General features: G+C 63.0%; 18 protein-coding genes. 7 read left to right on the top strand and 11 right to left on the bottom strand.

The genetic code is table 11. The features are described from left to right. Positions 1 to 5: 5 nt before the first annotated feature. The 3 genes from JLZ96_RS23665 (at position 6) to JLZ96_RS23655 (ending at position 1,735) form a co-directional block, all read left to right on the top strand. Positions 6 to 695 (top strand): DUF998 domain-containing protein, encoded by a 690-nt coding sequence (locus tag JLZ96_RS23665; RefSeq protein WP_236254225.1) that lies wholly within the window; start codon positions 6 to 8, stop codon positions 693 to 695. A gap of 64 nt (positions 696 to 759) precedes the next feature. Further along, on the top strand, positions 760 to 1,326 hold the full coding sequence (locus JLZ96_RS23660) for a DUF3558 domain-containing protein (protein WP_308436833.1): 567 nt from the start codon (positions 760 to 762) through the stop codon (positions 1,324 to 1,326). A gap of 13 nt (positions 1,327 to 1,339) precedes the next feature. After that, on the top strand, positions 1,340 to 1,735 hold the full coding sequence (locus JLZ96_RS23655) for a hypothetical protein (protein WP_201011422.1): 396 nt from the start codon (positions 1,340 to 1,342) through the stop codon (positions 1,733 to 1,735). A 60-nt stretch (positions 1,736 to 1,795) separates the two neighbouring features. Here JLZ96_RS23655 and JLZ96_RS23650 read toward each other — a convergent pair whose 3' ends face one another. Next, positions 1,796 to 3,169, bottom strand: a complete 1,374-nt coding sequence (locus tag JLZ96_RS23650; RefSeq protein ID WP_027497711.1) for a dicarboxylate/amino acid:cation symporter — start codon at positions 3,167 to 3,169, stop codon at positions 1,796 to 1,798. Positions 3,170 to 3,483: 314 nt separating this feature from the next. Here JLZ96_RS23650 and JLZ96_RS23645 point away from each other — a divergent pair, with 314 nt between their 5' ends. After that, on the top strand, positions 3,484 to 4,161 hold the full coding sequence (locus tag JLZ96_RS23645) for a vancomycin high temperature exclusion protein (protein WP_201011421.1): 678 nt from the start codon (positions 3,484 to 3,486) through the stop codon (positions 4,159 to 4,161). Between the two features lie 190 nt (positions 4,162 to 4,351). Next, positions 4,352 to 5,947, top strand: a complete 1,596-nt coding sequence (locus JLZ96_RS23640) for an ABC-F family ATP-binding cassette domain-containing protein (RefSeq protein WP_236254224.1) — start codon at positions 4,352 to 4,354, stop codon at positions 5,945 to 5,947. 9 nt (positions 5,948 to 5,956) lie between these two features. On the opposite strand, the gene JLZ96_RS23635 is transcribed toward JLZ96_RS23640, so the two are convergent. The 8 genes from JLZ96_RS23635 to JLZ96_RS23600 all read right to left on the bottom strand — a co-directional run bounded on the left by JLZ96_RS23635 (position 5,957) and on the right by JLZ96_RS23600 (position 16,029). Then, the gene (locus JLZ96_RS23635) at positions 5,957 to 7,573 is read right to left on the bottom strand and encodes an AMP-binding protein (protein WP_201011420.1); all 1,617 of its coding nucleotides are present in this window, start codon (positions 7,571 to 7,573) and stop codon (positions 5,957 to 5,959) included. 20 nt (positions 7,574 to 7,593) lie between these two features. After that, positions 7,594 to 8,910: a DUF2786 domain-containing protein gene (locus JLZ96_RS23630; protein WP_201011419.1), complete on the bottom strand. Its 1,317-nt coding sequence runs from the start codon at positions 8,908 to 8,910 to the stop codon at positions 7,594 to 7,596. A 90-nt stretch (positions 8,911 to 9,000) separates the two neighbouring features. Further along, positions 9,001 to 9,810, bottom strand: coding sequence for a hypothetical protein (locus JLZ96_RS23625; protein ID WP_201011418.1), 810 nt, complete (start codon positions 9,808 to 9,810; stop codon positions 9,001 to 9,003). 174 nt (positions 9,811 to 9,984) lie between these two features. Continuing rightward, a complete protein-coding gene (locus JLZ96_RS23620) occupies positions 9,985 to 11,583 on the bottom strand; it encodes an FAD-dependent oxidoreductase (RefSeq protein WP_201011417.1) in 1,599 nt (532 codons plus the stop codon). Positions 11,584 to 11,644: 61 nt separating this feature from the next. Next, complete coding sequence (locus JLZ96_RS23615) at positions 11,645 to 12,664, bottom strand: diiron oxygenase (RefSeq protein ID WP_032372914.1); 1,020 nt, start codon at positions 12,662 to 12,664, stop codon at positions 11,645 to 11,647. Positions 12,665 to 12,755: 91 nt separating this feature from the next. Then, positions 12,756 to 14,054 (bottom strand): hypothetical protein, encoded by a 1,299-nt coding sequence (locus JLZ96_RS23610; protein WP_201011416.1) that lies wholly within the window; start codon positions 14,052 to 14,054, stop codon positions 12,756 to 12,758. A gap of 91 nt (positions 14,055 to 14,145) precedes the next feature. Then, positions 14,146 to 15,306, bottom strand: coding sequence for a hypothetical protein (locus JLZ96_RS23605; RefSeq protein WP_236254223.1), 1,161 nt, complete (start codon positions 15,304 to 15,306; stop codon positions 14,146 to 14,148). Positions 15,307 to 15,354: 48 nt separating this feature from the next. Further along, positions 15,355 to 16,029, bottom strand: coding sequence for an NUDIX hydrolase (locus tag JLZ96_RS23600; RefSeq protein ID WP_201011415.1), 675 nt, complete (start codon positions 16,027 to 16,029; stop codon positions 15,355 to 15,357). Positions 16,030 to 16,091: 62 nt separating this feature from the next. Here JLZ96_RS23600 and JLZ96_RS23595 point away from each other — a divergent pair, with 62 nt between their 5' ends. Beyond that, positions 16,092 to 17,018, top strand: a complete 927-nt coding sequence (locus JLZ96_RS23595) for an ADP-ribosylglycohydrolase family protein (RefSeq protein ID WP_201011414.1) — start codon at positions 16,092 to 16,094, stop codon at positions 17,016 to 17,018. Continuing rightward, positions 17,015 to 17,524, top strand: coding sequence for an O-acetyl-ADP-ribose deacetylase (locus JLZ96_RS23590; protein WP_057474882.1), 510 nt, complete (start codon positions 17,015 to 17,017; stop codon positions 17,522 to 17,524). Before JLZ96_RS23595 ends, JLZ96_RS23590 begins: the two co-directional genes overlap by 4 nt. On the opposite strand, the gene JLZ96_RS23585 is transcribed toward JLZ96_RS23590, so the two are convergent. Continuing rightward, the gene (locus JLZ96_RS23585; RefSeq protein ID WP_201011413.1) at positions 17,521 to 18,219 is read right to left on the bottom strand and encodes an excalibur calcium-binding domain-containing protein; all 699 of its coding nucleotides are present in this window, start codon (positions 18,217 to 18,219) and stop codon (positions 17,521 to 17,523) included. The genes JLZ96_RS23590 and JLZ96_RS23585 overlap by 4 nt on opposite strands. Before the next feature lie 164 nt (positions 18,220 to 18,383). Continuing rightward, positions 18,384 to 18,734 carry a VOC family protein gene (locus JLZ96_RS23580; protein WP_201011412.1) on the bottom strand — a complete coding sequence of 117 codons (351 nt, stop codon included), beginning with the start codon at positions 18,732 to 18,734 and terminating at the stop codon, positions 18,384 to 18,386. Positions 18,735 to 18,776 lie beyond the last annotated feature (42 nt).

The following is an 18,776-nucleotide window of genomic DNA, read 5'->3' as shown; positions in this document are numbered from 1 at the left end:
TCTTCGTGTCCATTCGTCGGGCCGAGGTCGGCACCGTGTCGATCGTGTTGGGAGCGCTGGTCGTTCTGGTTCTCGATGCTCACACTGCATGGCAGACGCCTTCGCACCTTCGGCGCACGATCAGTGAATACGGACTCGGCGCACAGCAGTGGGTGTTCTCGATCGGGGTCGTCCTGCTCGCGTTGGGTTCTGCTTTCACTCTGCTGGCCGCGGTGCGACAACGGCTCACCCGACCCACCTCGGTAGCGTCCTTGTGTCTGATGCTGTGGACTATCGGCCTTGTTGCCGTTGTCGCCGTGCCGAAGCAGGATTGGTCGAACGACGCGTCACTGAGCTTCGGCGGGACGATCCATCGACTCGGTGCGGCAGTGGCGTTCGTGAGCATCCCCGTCGCGGTCTTCGCGTTCTCGCGGCCCTGGATTCGTCAGGGTCCATGGACTGTCCGGGCACGAACGACACTGTGGCTGAGCGTGCTGTCCGTCTGCACGCTGCTCCCGATCGCATACGCACTCGTTGTCGGTGCCGTCGGCACGCGACCCTGGTATCGGGTGGTCACCCTCGGCTACGTGGAGCGCGTGCTCGTCGTTGCCGAAGTGATCGCATTGATCTCGCTGGCCTTGTGGGTGTGGGCAGCCGAACGTAGGAGTCCTGCTTCCGTGAAGTCAGAGGAGATCAAGGCCTCGCAGCCCGTCTAGGGAACCGATCGCGCGTTGCGTGCGTCCAACCTGTCAGTGCCGTCGGTGTCGAGAGGTTGAACGAATGCGTGTGATGTCTGGACGTCGAATTGCTGTGGCGTGCAGCGCGGTGCTGTTGCTGACGGGATGCGCCGGCTCGACGAATGGAAGCCCGCTCGCGAGCGAGGACACATCCACGTCGGCGGTGAAGCCGGGTCCACGAGAGCCATTCGATCCATGCACTATCCCGAAATCTGCGGTGACAGCAAGCGGCTTGGACGTGAGTACGGAACGACCCGACTTCGCAGGAATCACGACATACCCCGGGTGGAAGAACTGTGCGTGGGATGGGCCGACCGAAACGCCGTGGTACTTCTTCATCATCCAGTCCTCGATCAACTCGCTCGATCAATTCATGGGTAGTCCGCAGAACAAGAATCAGGTTTCAGTGCGCGTAGGCCCTCGCGCAGCAGTTCAGTTCAACCTCTCCGAGGACGGCAACCCGCCAGAGGGGTGCAGTATCGCGCTCGAGGCAAGCGGCAACCTCATAATCTTCATCCTTCACAAGATTGGTTCGAAAGACTTGTTGGGTGATCCCTGCGCCGAAGTCGACAAGCATTCCGAGGACCTTCAGTCCTACTTGCCGACATGAAAGGCGCGCCCCAGTGACCGACAGGACTCTAGGTCTGGCCGACAGCCTTGCCTATTGGCGATCGTTGCGCGATCAGGCAGGTGCCAGAGAACTCCAAGTCGACCCTGATGTCGCAGTGGCTTGCGACAAGGCGTGTTCTGACTACCTCGAAAAACTGGACAAGATGTTCGAAATGACCGTTGGCCTGTCGTCGCCTGAATCGTTCGGCAATCTGCCGTCAGCCCAACAACTCGGAGCCAAATTCCATCGTCTTGCTGTCGGCGAAGAAGGCTCCGCCCGCTTTGCGATCAAGCAGCAGATCGAGATCATCAAGACCATGCGCGAGTTCTTTCGACACTATTTCGCGAGTGTCGAGGCCGTGGACAGTGCCACCGCGGCATCGGTCGAAGCGCTGTCGCCACCGCGATAGACGAAAAATCCCGACGACCCAGTTGCTCGGTCGTCGGGATCGATCGGTCGAAACATGCTGCTAGCGAGCCAGTTCCACTTCGGCTTCCTCGTCGACGAAGGGATCGCCGTTGCGCGGAGCGTTGTAGCGCTCGAGATTCAAGATGCCTTCGCGCTTGGCGACGATGGTCGGCACCAGAGCCTGGCCGGTGACATTGACCGCGGTACGGCCCATGTCGACGATCGGTTCCACTGCGAGCAGCAGGCCGACGCCGGCGAGAGGCAGTCCCAAGGTCGACAGCGTAAGAGTCAGCATCACCGTCGCGCCCGTCGTTCCTGCTGTTGCCGCTGAACCGATCACAGACACGACGATGATCAGCAGGTAGTCGGTGATGGTCAGGTCGATACCGTAGAACTGCGCGACGAACAGTGCTGCGATGGCGGGATAGATTGCAGCGCAACCGTCCATCTTCGTCGTCGCCCCGAGCGGTACCGCAAACGAGGCGTACTCACGCGGCACGCCCAGGTTGCGTTCGGTGACACGCTCGGTGAGAGGCAGAGTGCCGATCGACGACCGCGAGACGAAACCGAGCTGGGTCGCGGGCCACACGCCCGAGTAGAAGGCGCGCACCGAAAGACCATGAGCGCGAACGATCAACGGGTACACCACGAAGAACACAACAGCCAGGCCGACGTAGATCGAGACGGTGAACACCCCGAGCGAACCGATCGCGTCCCAGCCGTAGGTGGCCACAGCATTGCCGATCAGAGCAGCCGTGCCGATCGGCGCGAGGCGAATGATCCACCACAACACCTTCTGCACGATCGCAAGGAGTGACGCGTTGAAGGCCAGGAACGGTTCGGCCTTCTTGCCGACCTTGAGTGCAGCGATACCGATGGCGGCGGCGATCACCAGCAACTGCAGGATGTTGAAGCTCAACGACGTGGTCGCGGTACCGCTCTCGGCAACCGTGGTCTTCGCGCCGAGCGCGAGGAAGTTGTTCGGCACCAAACCGGTGAGGAACGACCACCAGGATCCGACGCTGGACGGATCTCCTGCCGAGTCCGCCCCAGCGCTGGTCCGCGATCCGGGCTGGGCGACCAGACCGATGACGATGCCGATGATCACTGCAATGAACGCCGTGATGGCGAACCACCACAGCGTCTGGATAGCCAGACGCGCAGCGTTCGTGACTTCACGAAGATTGGCGATGGAACTAACGATGGCCGTGAAGACCAGCGGAATGACCGCGACGGTGAGTAGCTTCACGTAGCTCGAACCGATGGTCGAGAGGGTACCGACCAACCAGTTTTCGTTGCCATCGGCCGCGTCGGGCATCGATCGAGCGATCAGCCCGAACACGACGCCGAGTACGAGACCGGCAACGATTTGTGGACCGAACGCGGTTGCCCAGGTAGGGACACGGCGCGTACGGGTAGCGCTGGGCGCAGACATGGTTATGCCTTTCGAAAAGAAGAGACGCCGACAGAGGTGGGCGAGAGAATGCTCATCGGGCCGATGTGCCCGACGGGGAGGTTGCGGTCTAGAGGACCGTCAACAGGTAGCGCTGGCTTGCAGACGCAAGTCGACGTAGCGTCGAGAGGTCAGCAGCGGATTCACTGGTAAGACGGTACTCGTCCGACAATCGCCGCGACGGGCAGGGTTCTTCTGAGGGTTCACTGTGGAATCGATGAGGGTGCGCTGCGCGATCGACGGTTCCCCGATTTCGTGAGTTACGTTGAGTTCTCCGCAGCCGACGAAACGAGATCATGAGTATCAAGACGAAGCCTCGAGGACTGGTTCGGCGACTGGTACAAGCGATGTGCGCTGTTGTCGCAGCGTTGGTTGCGGTCGTTCTGGCGTCGGCCGGATGGGTTGCGTACGCGACGGCGGGCAAGGTCTACGACGTCGACGACGCACCGGACGCGCCGGTAGGGATCGTTCTCGGTGCCCAGGTGCGAGACGGCAAACCGATGCGCTTTCTCGCCGGTCGGCTCGACACCGCCATTCAGTTGATGGAGGCAGGAAAGATCAAGGCAGTCCTTGTCTCCGGTGATGTAGACGGCAAGTCCGGCAACGAGATTCAGGCCATGACCGAGTACCTGATCGAGCATGGAATCGACCCTGACGTCATCGTCGGTGACGACCACGGCATCGATACCTACGACACGTGCGCCCGCGCGAAAGAGACGTTCGGCGTCGAACGTGGACTCATCATCAGTCAACCCCTTCATGTCTCCCGTGCCGTCGCACTGTGCGAGGACATGGATTTGGAGATCGACGGTGTGACTGCCGGCTGCATCGACTGCAACACGCTCGCTGTTGTGCGGAACTACGCACGAGAGTTGTTGGCACGCCCCAAAGCAGTTCTCGATCTGTGGTCAGGGCGCGACCCAGTCGTCGTGTCCCCGCCGAACGATTCACTTGCGACAATCACAGGGCGATAAGTGTGCCAGTGGGAGATCGGCTCCTCAGATTGGGAAGTATGACGCCAATCGGTGCCTGCAAGTCGAGTCCGGGGAGCTGATCCGCGACTGGTCAACTGATCGGCGACGCGGAGTGTTCGCGCAGACGCGACTACAGTGAGCGAGTCGGTTCGACGACTCAGCGAACCCCGTGCTTTACAGGAGTGGACGCTTGAGCTGGATTCGCTTGAACGACGTTGCCAAGGGATACGACCAGAAGGTGATGTTGCGTGAGGTGTTCTTCCGCCTCGCCGACGGCGATCGCATCGGTCTGATCGGCCGCAACGGCACAGGCAAGACCACCCTGCTGCAGCTTCTCCTCGGCCGAGAGACCCCGGATTCGGGGACCGTCGACGTCACCGAGGGTGCTCGCATCGGCTACTTCTCGCAGTTCTCCGAACTGGACGGCGATCGCAGCATTCAAGCGGAGCTCGAATCTCTCTTCGGTGCCGTCCACGCAATCGAGACCGAGTTGGCCGAGGTCGAGGCCGCATTGGGCGGTGACCTGGACGAGAAGCAGATGTACAAGCTCGTCGATCGTCAAGCCGAACTGCTCGACGCCATGGAGAACAGTGGCGGTTGGACCTACCACCAACAGATCGACACCGTGTTGTCGATGCTCGGATTCAACGCCGAACGACGGGAGCTCCCCGTCGATCGACTGTCCGGTGGTTGGCGCAACCGCGCGGCGTTGGCCAAGATCCTCATCGAGGCCCCGGACGTCCTGCTCCTCGACGAGCCGACGAACTTCCTCGATGTTGCCGGAATCGCGTGGCTCGAACGCTGGCTACGAGACTTCCGCGGTGCGCTACTCGTTGTCTCGCACGACCGCGCATTCCTCGAGCAGGTCGTCACCAGCATCGTCGAAATCGAGAACCATCACCTGCAGACCTATGACGGTAGCTACTCGGAATACGTGCAGCAGAAGCAGTTTCGACTCAAGAACCTCGAACGTGAGTTCAGCAACGAACAGCAGCTGCTGGCCTACGAGCAAGAAGCGATCAGTGATCGTAAGGAAGCAGTGAAGAACCCCAGCGGAGTGCTCAAACGTCGACTGGCGAACATCAAGAAGAGCAAGAGCCCCCGCCCGGTCGACACGGTGGTCACCGCAATCTACGGCGGTTTGCATGTGCACGACAACCTCGCGGAGATCACGGGAATCGCGAAAAGCTATGGCGAGCAACGACTCTTCGAGAACATCTCGTTCACCGTGCACCGCGGTGACCGTATCGCCATCACTGGGCCCAATGGATGCGGAAAGACCACGCTGGTCGACATCCTCGTCGGTGCCGAGCAACCCGACAGTGGCAAGATCAAATGGAAGACCAAGGCACCGTCCTTCATCTATTACAACCAGGTGCTCGCCGATCTCGATCTCGACGACACTGTCTCGCACTCGGTCAACGCGATGCCGGGCAGTCTCGCTCTGACGGCGACGAAGAAAGAAGTCCACCGCTTTCTCACGTTGCTGCAGTTCTCCGAGATGGATCTGAAATCGAAGATCGGCGTGCTGTCCGGAGGGCAGAAGGCACGAGTTGCATTGGCGCAGTGCCTGTTGTTCGGCGCAGGCGTCATCGTGCTCGACGAGCCCACCAACCACCTCGACCTACAGAGCACCCAGGTGCTAGAACGTGCGCTGATGGCCTTCCCCGGTGCTGTGATTCTGGTGAGCCACGACAGGTTCTTCGTCGAGAAGGTGGCATTTCGGCAGCTGTCGTTCGACGGCAAGGGCGGCGTCACCGAAATCGCCGGTGTGCAGATGGCGTGACCAGAGAAGCTATCCGTTGATCTTGGATGCGGACGTGCCCCACTCGGCGTCGCGCAACTCCTTTTTCCTGATCTTGCCCGTCGATGTCTTCGGCAGCTCGACGATGAACTCGACGTTGCGCGGAGCCTTGTACGACGCGATGGCCGATTTCACGTGCGCCACGAGCTCGGCTTCCGACACGTCCGCGCCGGCCACCAGCACTACGAACGCCTTCGGCCGCTCTCCCCACTTGTCGTCGGGCACCCCGATGACCGCAACATCCGCGACGGCAGGATGGCTCGCCAGTGCCTGTTCCACTTCGATGGTGGAGATGTTCTCGCCGCCGGAAATGACGACGTCCTTGGCGCGATCGAGTAGCTGAACGTAGCCGTCGGGATGCATCACCCCGAGGTCACCGGAATGGAACCAGCCGCCCGCGAAAGCCTGTGTCGTTCCGGCCGTGTCGTTGTAATACCCCTTCATGACGTTGTTGCCGCGCATGACGATCTCACCCATTTCGGTGCCGTCGGGTTCGACATCGATCAAAACCCCACCGGGGCCAGGCTTGTCGCGGACCACCCGTAAACGGTCCGCAGTGAGCATGCCGACTCCCTGTCGAGCCAAGCGACGGGCCTGTTCGTCGGCGTCCAGTTCGAGCCATTCCTGCTTCGCCTCGCACACCGAATACGGACCGTAGGTTTCGGTGAGGCCGTAGACGTGTACGAGCGTTGCTCCCAATGCTCGAATCTTGGCGATGATCGTCGGGCTCGGAGGAGCTCCCGCAGTGACGATGGTCAACGGTCGATCGAGTGAATGTGCCTCTGCAGCAGTGGCTAGAGTGGTCAACACGGTCGGCGCACCGGCAAGGTGATCGACGCCGTTGTCGATGGCCGACCAGATGGCGTCGCCGCGCACTCCGCGAAGGCACACGTGTGTGCCGGACGCGGCCGTGACCGCCCACGTGGTGCACCACCCATTGCAGTGGAACATCGGCAGAGTCCACAGATAGCGGGTGTCGACCCCGAATCCCTGGTGGTGAAGTTCCCCCAGGGAATTGAGGTAAGCACCGCGGTGGGTGTACATCACGCCCTTGGGTCGACCGGTGGTGCCCGAGGTGTAGTTGATCGTGATGGTCGACGTCTCGTCGTCGACCTCCCAATCCATCGGTTCGTCCGTGCCCCGTTCGAGGAACGCGTCGTATCGCGTGGTGTGCGGCAGCCTGTCGTACGTGCCGTCCACCGAGGGGGTCTCGACGATCTCGGTGACCGAATCTGCGATGGGATCTGTTCCGAGACCGGCCAGCAGTGCCGAATCACCCACCAACAGAACCGAACCGGAGTGATCGCAGATGTACCGAACTTCGTCCGGCGAGAGCCTGGTGTTGATCGCGACCAGAACGGCACCGGCCAGTGGCACCGCGTAATGCGCGAACAGTAGCTCTGCCGAGTTCGACGCCATGTAGGCCACCCGATCGCCGTGGCCGACTCCCGACGCGCGCAGTGCATGCGCGAGCCGGGTGACGGCGGCGGCGAACTGCTCGTAGGTGAAGGTGCGCGGACCATCCTCCACGGCGATCTTGTGGGGATGAACCTCCGCAGCGCGTTCGAGAAAACGAAGTGGTGTCAGCGGAGTATCCAGACCGGTCATGTCAGCCAATGTAGCGCGCACTACGAGGCCAGATCTGATTTGTCGATACGTTCGCGCCCACCGGTAAGGTCGGCGCGTTCGGCGGCGGCACGGCCTGCACGTCGACCCGCATGATCGCGTGCCTCGATACGCACCTCCGTTGTCGACGGATACATGGCCGTGAATGCCTTGTTCACGGCATCGCTGCGCTCGGCCAAGATCGGCAGCAAGGCGCTACCGTGATGCTCCGACGCCGCCTTTGTAGCTCGCTCCCGAGCTTCCAGCAAGCGCTGGCCGATACGGTGGGCGTACGCGATCAGAAAAGATTTTCTGAAGCTGCGACCTCGGGCTTCCGGTGATTCGGCGAGTTCGTCGAGTGCGCGAGAAGACTGCACGAGTAGCGATGTGAACAGCAGCTCGCACAAATCCAGATCGACTTCGAGCCCGACGATGTTGACCAGAGCGAATCGCTTGTACCACAGGGTTCGGGCACCATTTGGTTCGCAAACACTGTGCAGGAGAAGAGACTTGGCCTCCGAGTACGGACTGTCGACCAAGATGCGGCGGGTGGTCACGTCGCCGATCGAACCGCGCGGGTTGTCGGACTCGAGCAGCGCATGGTCGATGGCATAGCGGGTCATGAGATCTTGAGCCTTCGCCGAAAACGCCTCGGCCTCGGCCGGAAACTGGGTGGACTCCGCCTTTGCCAGTAACCCCCGGATCTTGCCCAGCATCTTGGGATCCGAGACGCCACTCTTGTGGGCCGACGACGGTGCTGGCGAGGATCGAACCGACGACCACTGCGATGGAATGGGAACCAGCTTGTCGAGTGAACCCAGTGAGGTCGTATGACCGAGGACGGTCAACACCGTGTTCCAGGAGTCGGACGTGGAGACCCGAGGTCTCGCACACCACATTCGGAGGCGTTCGACGGACACGCCTGCGGTGGAATCGATTTTCAGATCGATCAGTTGCTCTCGCCAGGAATCGGGTGCGTTGGTGAGGGCAGAGGAACGCCCCGCATGGGTGGCGATCGCCTCCACCACGAGCATCCCGGCCGCGCCCCCGGCCATCTTTCGAGTAGCGTGCGCGAGTTCGGCCGGCTGCCAACCGATCTCGAACAACCTGTCGACAGAGAGGTCGAGTATCCGTGCTGATACGGCGTACGCAGGATCGACTTCGGGCGTGCACTCGAATTTCGCGAGACGGTCTGCAACCAGCCGAACGTACGCCTTCCACCCTGACCCTCGAGTGGCGTAGTCAAGGCCCATTTCGACGAGGCGAACCGGATCCGCGTCCGGCCAGATTTGACCGGTGCGGTGAAAATTTTGAAAGCTGTCCAGATCGATACGACTCATCGTCGTCCCCTCCACGTCCCCCGGTGTGGTCCCCGAACTTTTCGGTGAATCGCAGAGTAGGGGAGGGGTCCGACAAGCTATTCGAACGTGTCAGCGAGGAGCGAGCATCAGCAGCAGTTCTTCCACCGACGGCAGGCCGGGAATCACGGGAAGGTTCGGTACAGGAGAAGCAGCGGGCGGTGCCGTCAACTCGACGCCGCCGAGCGCTGCCAGGACGTCGTCGGTCTGTGAGCGGCGCGGTCCATACGTGTTGGAAGCCACGACGAATTCGTCACCGATCGACGCGGAGGCAACCACGCTCGATCCGTCGTCGGCCCATCCCCATTTGCTACCGGTCACGCCGGGTAGTTGCTGGGTGCCCCAGTCCTGCACGGTTCCGTCGGCTGCAACCGGTGCGGCGGAGTTCATCCAGCCGAGGACCGGGCTGGCGGGGTCTGTTCGCTTCTTCGCCGCCAGGAATCGCACAGTGTCGGCTGTGCTGGTGTAGGAACTGCCCCAGAAACCGCCCCGCGAGGTAGAGGTGAGTCCGAACTCCGTTGCCGTCGAATCGATGGCCTGGGGATATTTGTTGTCGAGTACCGAGGCGGCACCGTCGTCACTGACCTGGACCATTCGTGCGGCCAGGTCGCGATCTCGCGGCGAACCGTCTCCGAAGCGCACAACGTAGTCGGCCATGTAGAGCTTGACCGTCGACAACCCCGGGCGCGCCGAATTATCCTCTGCGCTGCCGACGTACGTACCCGTCGGGACGTGTTCGTACGAGATCGACGTCCGCGCCGGCACATCTGCCAGGTCGCCCGGTGTGGGCAGAGCCTGCGCCGGTGCGGCGGACGCGAGCGCAATGGCAATTCCGACAAATGGGACAGCGGCTGTGGCTGTGATGCGACGCAGGCCCGGCATCTCGGTCTCCTCGAGGTGTTGGCCCGCCGCGAATCGGTGGCCGATACACCCCAATCTACCCCGATGGTCGTCGCTTCAACCTCACGCCCGGACCGGATGAATGCGGCTCTGTTGCACTCGGAACGACTGACAGTCGCATTGATCCCGACCGGGTGGGGTGTCGGAGCCGATCGGTCAGGATCGGCGCAGTGCCAGCAATTTGTCTTTCGAGCGACGCAGCGACCCTCGACCCGAGCTCGCCGTCCATGCGCTCGGCAGATCGATCGGATCGGTCAGGCGGCCTGCGTTGAAGTCGTCGACCAGATGTCCGACGGTCTCCTGAGCACACGACTTGTTGGTGCCGATGAAGCCCGAAGGTCCTCTCTTGATCCACCCGGTGACGTACGTACCGGTCGACGGGGATCCGCCCACTTCCTCGAGGACGCGGCCGCCGAGGTTGGGGATGATGCCGACTGCGTGATCGAACGGAATTCCCGGCAGCGCGACGCCGCGGTATCCGATGGAGGTGAGGACGAGGCCGGTGTCGATCGTTTCGATCTCGCCGGTGGCGGTGCTGCGCACCACATCGTCGGTGTCGGCGGTCAGACCCATGCGCTCGAACTCGACCCCGGTGACCCGATCCGTGCCCAGGATTCGAGTGGGGGAGAGCAGGTAGCGCAGCGTGATGCGCTTTCGGCCGTCGATGTGCTCGGGTGACTCGTCGACGTGCCGCAGCAGTTGCAGCTTCTGGGCGACCGCGTGAGGCAGGTCGTTGGTGCCGGCCAGTCGTACCGTCACCGGATCCAGTGCGAGCTCGCTGCGATCGACGGTGAGATCGATATCGGGGACGGTCAGCAGTCCCGCGAATTCGGGCACGGTGAATGCGGATTGCGCCACGCCGCGCCGACCGACGACCATCACCTCTCGAATGGCACTGTGGCGCAGCGCTTCCAAGGCGTGGGGGGCGATGTCGGTCGCGGCGAGTGCGTCGGGGTCCATGGTCAGGATCCGGGCCACGTCGAGTGCGACGTTGCCGTTGCCGATGACGACCGCTCGTTCGTGTGACAGATCGAACGTGCGGTGAGCGTGATCGGGATGGCCGTTGTACCAGGCGACGAAGTCGGTCGCCGAAGTGCGCCCGGGCAGTTCGGCTCCGGGGATACCGAGTTCGCGATCCGACGACGCTCCGACCGCATAGATCACGGCGTGATGGGTGTCCATCAACTCGTCGTGCGTCACGTCTTTTCCTACCTCGACGCCGAGGTGATAGGTGAATCCCTCTTGCGCCGAGATGGTTTCGAACAGCCGTGACACTTGACGTGTCTTCTGGTGGTCGGGTGCAACACCCAGGCGTGCCAGACCGTGCGGTTGCGGAAGCCGATCGTAGACATCGACGCTGACCCCCGGCTGCGTGAGCAGCTCGTCGGCCGCGTACATCGCCGAGGGTCCGGACCCGACGATCGCCACTCGGAGCGGTTGGCGATCTCTCGACACCGAGGCGGCCGGCGTGACCGGAGCCAGAATCGGCCGTGGCGGCCGCTCCTGCTTGTAGAAGTCGGCGTTGATGGTCAGGAACGGAAGTTGAGCCTCGGTCAGTTTGGCCTGGGGAACGATGGCGTCCACCGGGCAGGCCGACACACAGGCACCACAGTCGACACACGATTGCGGGTCGATGTGCAGCATTTCCGCCGTCAGGAAGTCCGGCTCGTCGGGGGTGGGGTGTATGCAGTTGACGGGGCACGCGTAGACGCACGACGCGTCGCTGCAACATGATTGGGTGACGACGTGGGGCATGTGGGGTTCCTGACGGCGGGCGCTGCTGTACGGATAACTGGCGCGTGGGGTGTCGAGAGGGCTATGCGGCGAACTGGCTGGAGCTGCGGTCCGGCTCACTACGGAAACGTGATGCCTTGCCGTCGATTCCACACAGCTTCCACATCAGGCGAGCCGCCCGGTTCATCATTCCGGTATCGGTGGCCAGCATGCGCACATCACCGAAGTAGTCCTGCAGAGCGTGCTGCGACTGCTCGGTTCCCCAGAAGAGGTCCTTCTTGACACTCTTCGGAATGTCGAACTTCGTCCAGAATTTCTTCGGCGGGATGACGATGACGTCGCACAGAATGCGCATCGTGACCGGGAAGGCCAGCGACAGCAGGAAGCGTCCGATCCTGGACATCTTGGGCACACGACGACGCAGGAGCTGGTGCGCGAAAGAGATGTGGCGAGCCTCCTCGGCCACGTGAATGGCCATCACGCTCTGCATGATCGGATGGATCTCTTCGCCGGAGCGAAGCACCGACTTCTGGATGTGGTCGATGGGTTCCTCGCCTGCGAGGACGCCGACGAAGAACAATTCGGGTAGCAGCGTCGCGAACAGAGGGATGAACGGCGAGAGCATCTTCATCGGTCGACTCATGCCGGGAGCGTCGGAACCCACCCGATTGACCATCTCCTGGAACATCAGGGTGTGGTTGCACTCTTCGATGGATTCGTGGGTGCAGTAGCGCGCCTCGGCCGAACCGTTGGGCAGCGAGAATACGTACTGCATCATGCCGCGGATCAGAATGTTCTCGAACTGCAGGCCGACCTTGGCGACATTGGCCTGACGCCACATGCCGATCTCGATCTGCCGGTCCAGCGGCAGGGATTTGTACCAGTCATGACCCCCGATCGGGTCGGTCTTGGCGGGCAGTACCCAGCGGGGATCGTTGGCGGGAACCGCGAATTTCTCGGACTCCCAGTCGATGTCGACGTAAGGATCGAAGTGTTTGTGCACCGAACCCTCGGACAGCAACGTGAGTGTTTCGTTGTACTGCTGCTCGTCCGTGGCGTCGATGTCCACCGAAACGGACGTGGTGCCGGTCGTCAGTGTCATGGCTTCTCCAAACGTGATGCGAACATGGAGTTAATGTAACCCCAGTTAACATGAAAGGGAAGCCCGTCGAAACTTTTCTGTTCGGATGGCGCTACTGATCGTCCGAACGCTCGTCGGACACCTCCGCGACTTCGTCGGTCTCGAACAGCTGCAATTGGATCGCCGACGGATCGACCACAGGAGTGACCTGTTCGGGGGTGCTCCGCAGCACCTCCCGCAGGGCAGCCACTGCGCTGCCCCAGTTCGCGGCCTCGCGATCCGCCTCGTCCACATCGCAGTGTTCGTCGCCCAGGTCCGCGGCTACCGCCATGCCGCGCCACGATGCCTCCTGCTCGGCGCTGATGCGGAGATACGACACGACCACGTCACGGTCCGAAGAGCAGCACTCGAGGACGGTGCGTGGCTCGACAGCATCGGGCGTATCCGCGATCAGCTCTATCAACGCAAGCAGACCGTCCGGGAAATCGTCACCTTCGAGGACCGGAGGGGTCGGTTCGCCGAGCCTGCCCCCGAAGTCCTCGGCGAACTTGTCGTCGACCTGCTCCCACACGTGCGAGAGCATCCGGACCGCCCACAGCAGGTGATCGGCCACGAACGGTGATCCGCTGACACGTACCTGGGCCACGATGCAGTCCTGGACGAGATGCAACATCACATCCGGAAGCTGCACGTTGAGATCGACCAGCAACTCGGCCGCGCGGGTGCGACCGGTGACCGCGTGCACCAACGTCGAGTTGATCTCGACGACCGGCTCGGTGGATTTGACCGTGACGTATGCGGTGCCGTTGACGAATCGCAGAGGGATGTCGCCGTCGGGGTCGTGATCGGGCGGAAAGCCGAACCAGGGTTCGAGTGCACGATCGACGAGTTGCTGCAGGTGGTCCTTCCCTTTCGGCTGCACGCACAGTGGAACGACTGCCGAGACGGGTTCGGTGCTGGCCTCGAAGCTCGGCACGTCGTAGCGTCCGGTGGCCCGCGAACTCAGAAAAGACGGGTGCGGCAGGCCCCAGATGTCACGGAACACCGCGACCGTCTTCTTCGCCAGATCATCGGACCACGAGCGATTGCGGTCGACGTGGGGTGGCGTCGGCTCGGAATCCCGAGACGTTCGAAAGCCCAACGCATTCAGTGCTTCTCGCTGAGCGTCGGTGATGGCGCGACTACTGTGTAGATGCTCGTTGGCGGGCAGCTCACAGCGAACCATGTCGAGATCCCAGGCGTAGAACTGGACGCAGGCCGCGGTGTCCGGAACGCCGTCCGTGCTGTCGTATCGAGACTCGATCACCAAGGCGTCACCGTCGCGCATGGCGCTGACGTACTCGCCGAGCCGGCGCTGGAAGTGCATCCATGCCGAGTCGACGTCGAAGTCGAACTCGAGTGAATCGCTCATGTCGGCTCCTTACCCGAATCGCGCTGAGATAACGCGGCGTCGGTCACGCTAGCGGCGAGCACCGACAGAGTCTCGGCGCGCGCGAGTGCGTTCACGACGACGCCGAGTCCTCGAGCGGCTCGTGCGTCTCCTCGTCCAGCGCCCCGAAAGGGTGTGCCTCGGCCACGCCGTCCAGAACAGCGGGACGCAGCGCATGTGGAACCGCCAGGACCTCTTCGATCCGCACGAGAATGCCTTGCTCGATCAGAGATCGAACCCGGTGGTCGATCAGCTGCGCCGTCCGCAGGTCCTCACCCTCCAGATCGGCGTAGTCCTCGCCCTCGTTGTTCAGAGGCAGCTCGTCGGTCATCGCGGCCAGCAGGGTCTGAACCGCGAACGTGTTGGCCAGCGAACGGGACACGTCGGGGTCGTCGGCGTCTCCGGACAGCTGCACTCGGACGTGTTCGGCAACCAGCTCATGAACGGTCTCCGCCTCACGCTTGGCCAGAGATGGGGCGTTGTCGCCGAGCTTGGCCGTGTCGCCGTCGATCCGGACCAGTTCGGTCGCGATGGCCGTCGACCAGTAGTCGACGGCTGCAACGTCCGAGGACTCGGTGAGTCCGGCGGGGTCGAGTGGAGCCGGGCCGACGGCGGTGCGTAGATGGACGTCGTCCGACACTGCGAGTCCGTCGGCGACGCGAGCAACGATGTCATCGAGCGCAGGCAGCAGCGGCAGAGCCGAAATGGCCGCAAGCTCCTGGTCGAGCGAGACGTTCGGCAGATCGATGTCGTCTGCGTCGAGCATGTCGGGCTCGTCGCCCTCGAGGAAGTCGGAGAGGTCTTCCATGCAGTGTGCGTAGTCCTCGGGGCTGCCGTCCCACAGATCGGTCTCGTCGAGGAATGTCAAATACTGCAGTGACGTCAGAACGAGGTTCACTGCCGTGTCCTCGGCTGTCTCCGATTCCTCCTGCAGAATGCGTTCTGCAGCATCCACCAGCAGGTGCGCATCGGCGGGAATCCACGCGCTGGGGGAGAACCCGTGGCGCGCACCGGACAACTGGGTCAGTGTCGACGACACCAACCGTGAGATTGCCTCGGCCTGCTCCGACATCTCGCTCTCGTCGAGCCACTCGACGAAACCGTCGATCAGATCGCTGATCCGCTCGGATACGACACCGGTCGGTGTCGGCCGGGATTGCTGGTGACGCCGTTGCCGGGCCTTGGTCTTTTCTGCACGTTTCTGTCCGCGGTTGGCAGGCCGCTTCGATCCCATGGCTCGCAGCTTATCCGCTGGCATGTCCGGTTTCGTCGCGCGACGCCTCTAGCCGCGAAGGAACGAGTCCGCGGAAGCGGCCAGTGCAGCCTCGGGTGCCCGGCGGTACAGCTCGGCCGGGCGACCGCCACCTGCCGTCGTCGTCGTGCTCGTTCCGTCGAGCGCGGTGATGACGTGGCGGCGAAACGTGTCTTTGGAGAACGCGCGATCGAAGACGATTTCGTACAGCGATCGCAGTTCGAGGAGCGTGAAGGTGGAATCCAGAAATCCGGCAGGGTCGATCTCTCGCGCGTAGCGAGCTCGGAGGTCCAGCACTGCCTCGGTGACCATCTCGCTGTGATCGAACGCCAGCGTCGAGCCCGGCACCACACCGTCGATGGCGACCGATTCGGATGTCGCGGGCAATGATCGACTCGGTGTTGCTGCGCCGTGCGCCATCGACAGCACCCAACCGCGGTCGTCGCGGCCGGGCTCGTCGAAGAGCTTGAGCTGGTGGAACTGCAGATCGACGATGTTCGCCTTGGACTCGAGGGCGCGTTCGGCGGCTTCGGTCAGGGTTTCCGACGGGCGCAGAAATGTTCCGGGAAGCGCGATGCCCCGCTCCGAGGGCACGACAACGACCTGCAACTGCTGTTCACGGACCGTCAGGACCGCGACATCGACCGCAACCGAAGGGCGCGGGTAATCGGTCAGAGCCTTGCCGTCTCGGTCCGTCCACGTCATGGGTTGCAGCTTAGCGCAAGTCTGATCTATTTTTAGATCAACAACGATCTAAGGGGTAGCGAATGAACTTGACCGACAATCAGCGGGATCGGGCGCGTGGGGTTCTGCTCGGCACTGCAGTGGGCGATGCGTTGGGCGCGGGGTACGAATTCGGATATCCGACGCCGGAGACCGCCATTGCGATGATCGGCGGCGGCGCGTTCGACTGGGCCCCGGGTGAATGGACCGATGACACGTCGATGGCACTCTGCGTTGCGAGCGCTCTCGAGATCGGCGGAGACGTCGACGAGGTGGCAGCGAACTTCCGCGCCTGGTTCGCGGTGAATCCTCCCGACGTCGGCAATCAGACCCGGAAAGTGCTGTCGCAGAAAGCGAGCACCGGATCGGAGATGGCCGCTGTCGCGGCGTCGCTGACCGGCCGGACCGGTGGAAACGGCTCGTTGATGCGCACCGCGCCCGTCGCGCTGGCCTATCTCGACGACGTGACCGGATGCCGGGCTGCTGCGGAGCGGATCAGCGCGCTGACCCACTCCGATCCTCGTGCCGGTCAGGCATGTCAACTGTGGTCGCACGCGATCCGGCACGCGGTGCTACACGGAACGTACGACGGTATCGCCGACTTCCTGCGCCACGAAGAACCCGATGTCCGGGACTTCTGGCAGCCGCTGCTCGACAGCGCTCAGGAGGGCGAGCCGACCGACTTCCCGAAGAACGGTTGGGTCGTGCACGCGCTCCAAACGGCCTGGTGGGCGATACATCGCGCGGCAGACGCATCGCTGCCCCTTCCCGCCGCACTCGAATTGTGTGTTCGAGCGGGCGGGGACACCGACACCACCGCCGCGATCGCAGGCGGACTTCTCGGCGCACGGTGGGGTGCGTCTGCGGTCCCGACGCAGTGGCGCGAGCTGGTCCACGGCTACCCGGGGCTGCGCGCCGACGACCTCGATCGCATCGCCATCGCGATCGCCGAGAGAAAGGACGACGCATGACGATCATCGACGTAGTGCATGGTGATATCACCGAGGTGGCCGCAGACGCGATCGTCAATGCGGCCAACACCCGACTCCTCGGCGGTGGCGGGGTGGACGGCGCGCTGCATCGGGCCGGGGGTCCCACGATCCTCGCGGAATGCAAGGCGTTGCGGGCCACCACCTTGCCCCACGGCCTCGACACCGGTGCCGCTGTGGCCACCACCGCAGGCAGGTTGCGCGCCAGTTGCGTGATCCACACCGTCGGCCCGCGCTATTCGAAGAACGAAGACAGATCCGAACTACTACGCCTGTGCTACCAGCGCAGCCTGGCGCTGGCGGCGTCGATGAATCTGAAATCCATCGCCTTTCCGCTCATTTCGGCCGGGTCCTACGGTTGGCCGATGCACGACGCCATCACCCAACAGGTCGTTGCCGTCAAGGCAGCGCGGCCATCCGTGGACCTCGTCATGCTCGTCGCATACTCCCGCGAGGCTGCCGAGCTGACACAGCGGATGGTGAATTAGTTCTCGCAGCCGACCCCGTCCCCGTCGCGGTCGAGTTTGCTGCTGTATCCCGGGTCGCCGGCGTAAATAGGGGCTGCGCCTGCTGCACGCACCGCGGAGCAGTTTGCGTAGTAGACGCTCTCCGGCACCGCTGCCAACGGCGCGGGAACGGTGTAGACGGGCTCGGGTGTGTACACCGGCTCCGGGATGTAGGCAGGTTCGGGAATGAAGACGGGCTCGGGAGCGGGGGTGTACTCCGACGTCGTCGGTATTTCCACGATCGCGGCGACGGGCTCTGTTGTGGGTGCAGCCGTGGTCGTCGTGGTCGGTGCCGGCGTGGTGGTCGTCGGACGTGCCGAGGTCGTCGTCACGGTGGGCAGCGCGGGCACGGCCGCGACCGGGGTGACGGCCACCTTCTCGGGTTCGGTCGATCCCGTCAGTCCCATGACGATCAATGCCGGAAGAACAGCGATCGCCGGTACGGCCCAACCCTTGCGTCCACGCTCAGGGGACAACCGAAGGTACGCGATCCCCGCAGCGAGCATCGATGCGCCGACGAGTACCGCACCGAACGCGAACGAGATTATGGCTCCGATCAAGAAGATCGCGCCGAAAACGATTGCCGCGCAGGCGAAGATCTTGCCGACGAGGGGTCGTCGAGAAGGAGCTGGCTCGGGTGCGGGGCGCTGGAACGGTGGTGGGTAGGCACTGGTCATGTCGGATCGTCCTCGGGTCACGGGGTGTCGGTCTCGCGGCGAAGGGTGTCCGCGAGACGGGAGCAACCCCACGTTCTTCCGAACCGGGCGGTCGCATTTCCTTCCACCATGTCGCACCGCGTGCGAGCGTCGTTACACCTCGAGCCGAGACGGCACGCCCCGGCTCAGTAGTGCTCGCGAAAACCGCCGATAGCGGTGATGGAATTGCCGTCGGGATCCGTGGCCGTGGACAGCTGAACGCCCTTGTTCGCTTCGACGATGTCGGCGAAGTCGATTCCGCGCGAGTGGGCCGCCGATACGAACGATTCGAGGTCGTCGACCGCCACATTGACCAGCGACGAGCCTGCACGCTCGGAATCCACGGTCACCTGCACCCATGCTCCGGGAGCGGCCTGCCACTCCACCAGTGTCGACATCGGATTGTTGTCCGCCGGACGGTCGAACAACTTCTCGTACCAAGCGTTCGCGATATCGATGTCCCGGACCGCCACGACCGCGAAAATGTATCTGAACATGCCGTTCTCCTCCGTTGCTGTCGGGTTCTGCATATACGGACC

The sequence above is a fragment of the Rhodococcus sp. NKCM2511 genome (assembly GCF_014905595.1).
Lineage (GTDB): Bacteria > Actinomycetota > Actinomycetes > Mycobacteriales > Mycobacteriaceae > Rhodococcoides > Rhodococcoides fascians.
This window is presented reverse-complemented; position numbering and strand designations above follow the sequence as displayed.

What these genes read in the sequence shown, in the direction of transcription:
- JLZ96_RS23660 (WP_308436833.1), top strand. Translation starts at nt 760, where the DNA reads ATGCGTGTGATGTCTGGACGTCGAATTGCTGTGGCGTGCAGCGCGGTG.
- JLZ96_RS23650 (WP_027497711.1), bottom strand. Translation starts at nt 3,169, where the DNA reads ATGTCTGCGCCCAGCGCTACCCGTACGCGCCGTGTCCCTACCTGGGCA.
- JLZ96_RS23645 (WP_201011421.1), top strand. Translation starts at nt 3,484, where the DNA reads ATGAGTATCAAGACGAAGCCTCGAGGACTGGTTCGGCGACTGGTACAA.
- JLZ96_RS23635 (WP_201011420.1), bottom strand. Translation starts at nt 7,573, where the DNA reads ATGACCGGTCTGGATACTCCGCTGACACCACTTCGTTTTCTCGAACGC.
- JLZ96_RS23630 (WP_201011419.1), bottom strand. Translation starts at nt 8,910, where the DNA reads ATGAGTCGTATCGATCTGGACAGCTTTCAAAATTTTCACCGCACCGGT.
- JLZ96_RS23625 (WP_201011418.1), bottom strand. Translation starts at nt 9,810, where the DNA reads ATGCCGGGCCTGCGTCGCATCACAGCCACAGCCGCTGTCCCATTTGTC.
- JLZ96_RS23620 (WP_201011417.1), bottom strand. Translation starts at nt 11,583, where the DNA reads ATGCCCCACGTCGTCACCCAATCATGTTGCAGCGACGCGTCGTGCGTC.
- JLZ96_RS23615 (WP_032372914.1), bottom strand. Translation starts at nt 12,664, where the DNA reads ATGACACTGACGACCGGCACCACGTCCGTTTCGGTGGACATCGACGCC.
- JLZ96_RS23610 (WP_201011416.1), bottom strand. Translation starts at nt 14,054, where the DNA reads ATGAGCGATTCACTCGAGTTCGACTTCGACGTCGACTCGGCATGGATG.
- JLZ96_RS23605 (WP_236254223.1), bottom strand. Translation starts at nt 15,306, where the DNA reads ATGGGATCGAAGCGGCCTGCCAACCGCGGACAGAAACGTGCAGAAAAG.
- JLZ96_RS23600 (WP_201011415.1), bottom strand. Translation starts at nt 16,029, where the DNA reads ATGACGTGGACGGACCGAGACGGCAAGGCTCTGACCGATTACCCGCGC.
- JLZ96_RS23595 (WP_201011414.1), top strand. Translation starts at nt 16,092, where the DNA reads ATGAACTTGACCGACAATCAGCGGGATCGGGCGCGTGGGGTTCTGCTC.
- JLZ96_RS23590 (WP_057474882.1), top strand. Translation starts at nt 17,015, where the DNA reads ATGACGATCATCGACGTAGTGCATGGTGATATCACCGAGGTGGCCGCA.
- JLZ96_RS23585 (WP_201011413.1), bottom strand. Translation starts at nt 18,219, where the DNA reads ATGACCAGTGCCTACCCACCACCGTTCCAGCGCCCCGCACCCGAGCCA.
- JLZ96_RS23580 (WP_201011412.1), bottom strand. Translation starts at nt 18,734, where the DNA reads ATGTTCAGATACATTTTCGCGGTCGTGGCGGTCCGGGACATCGATATC.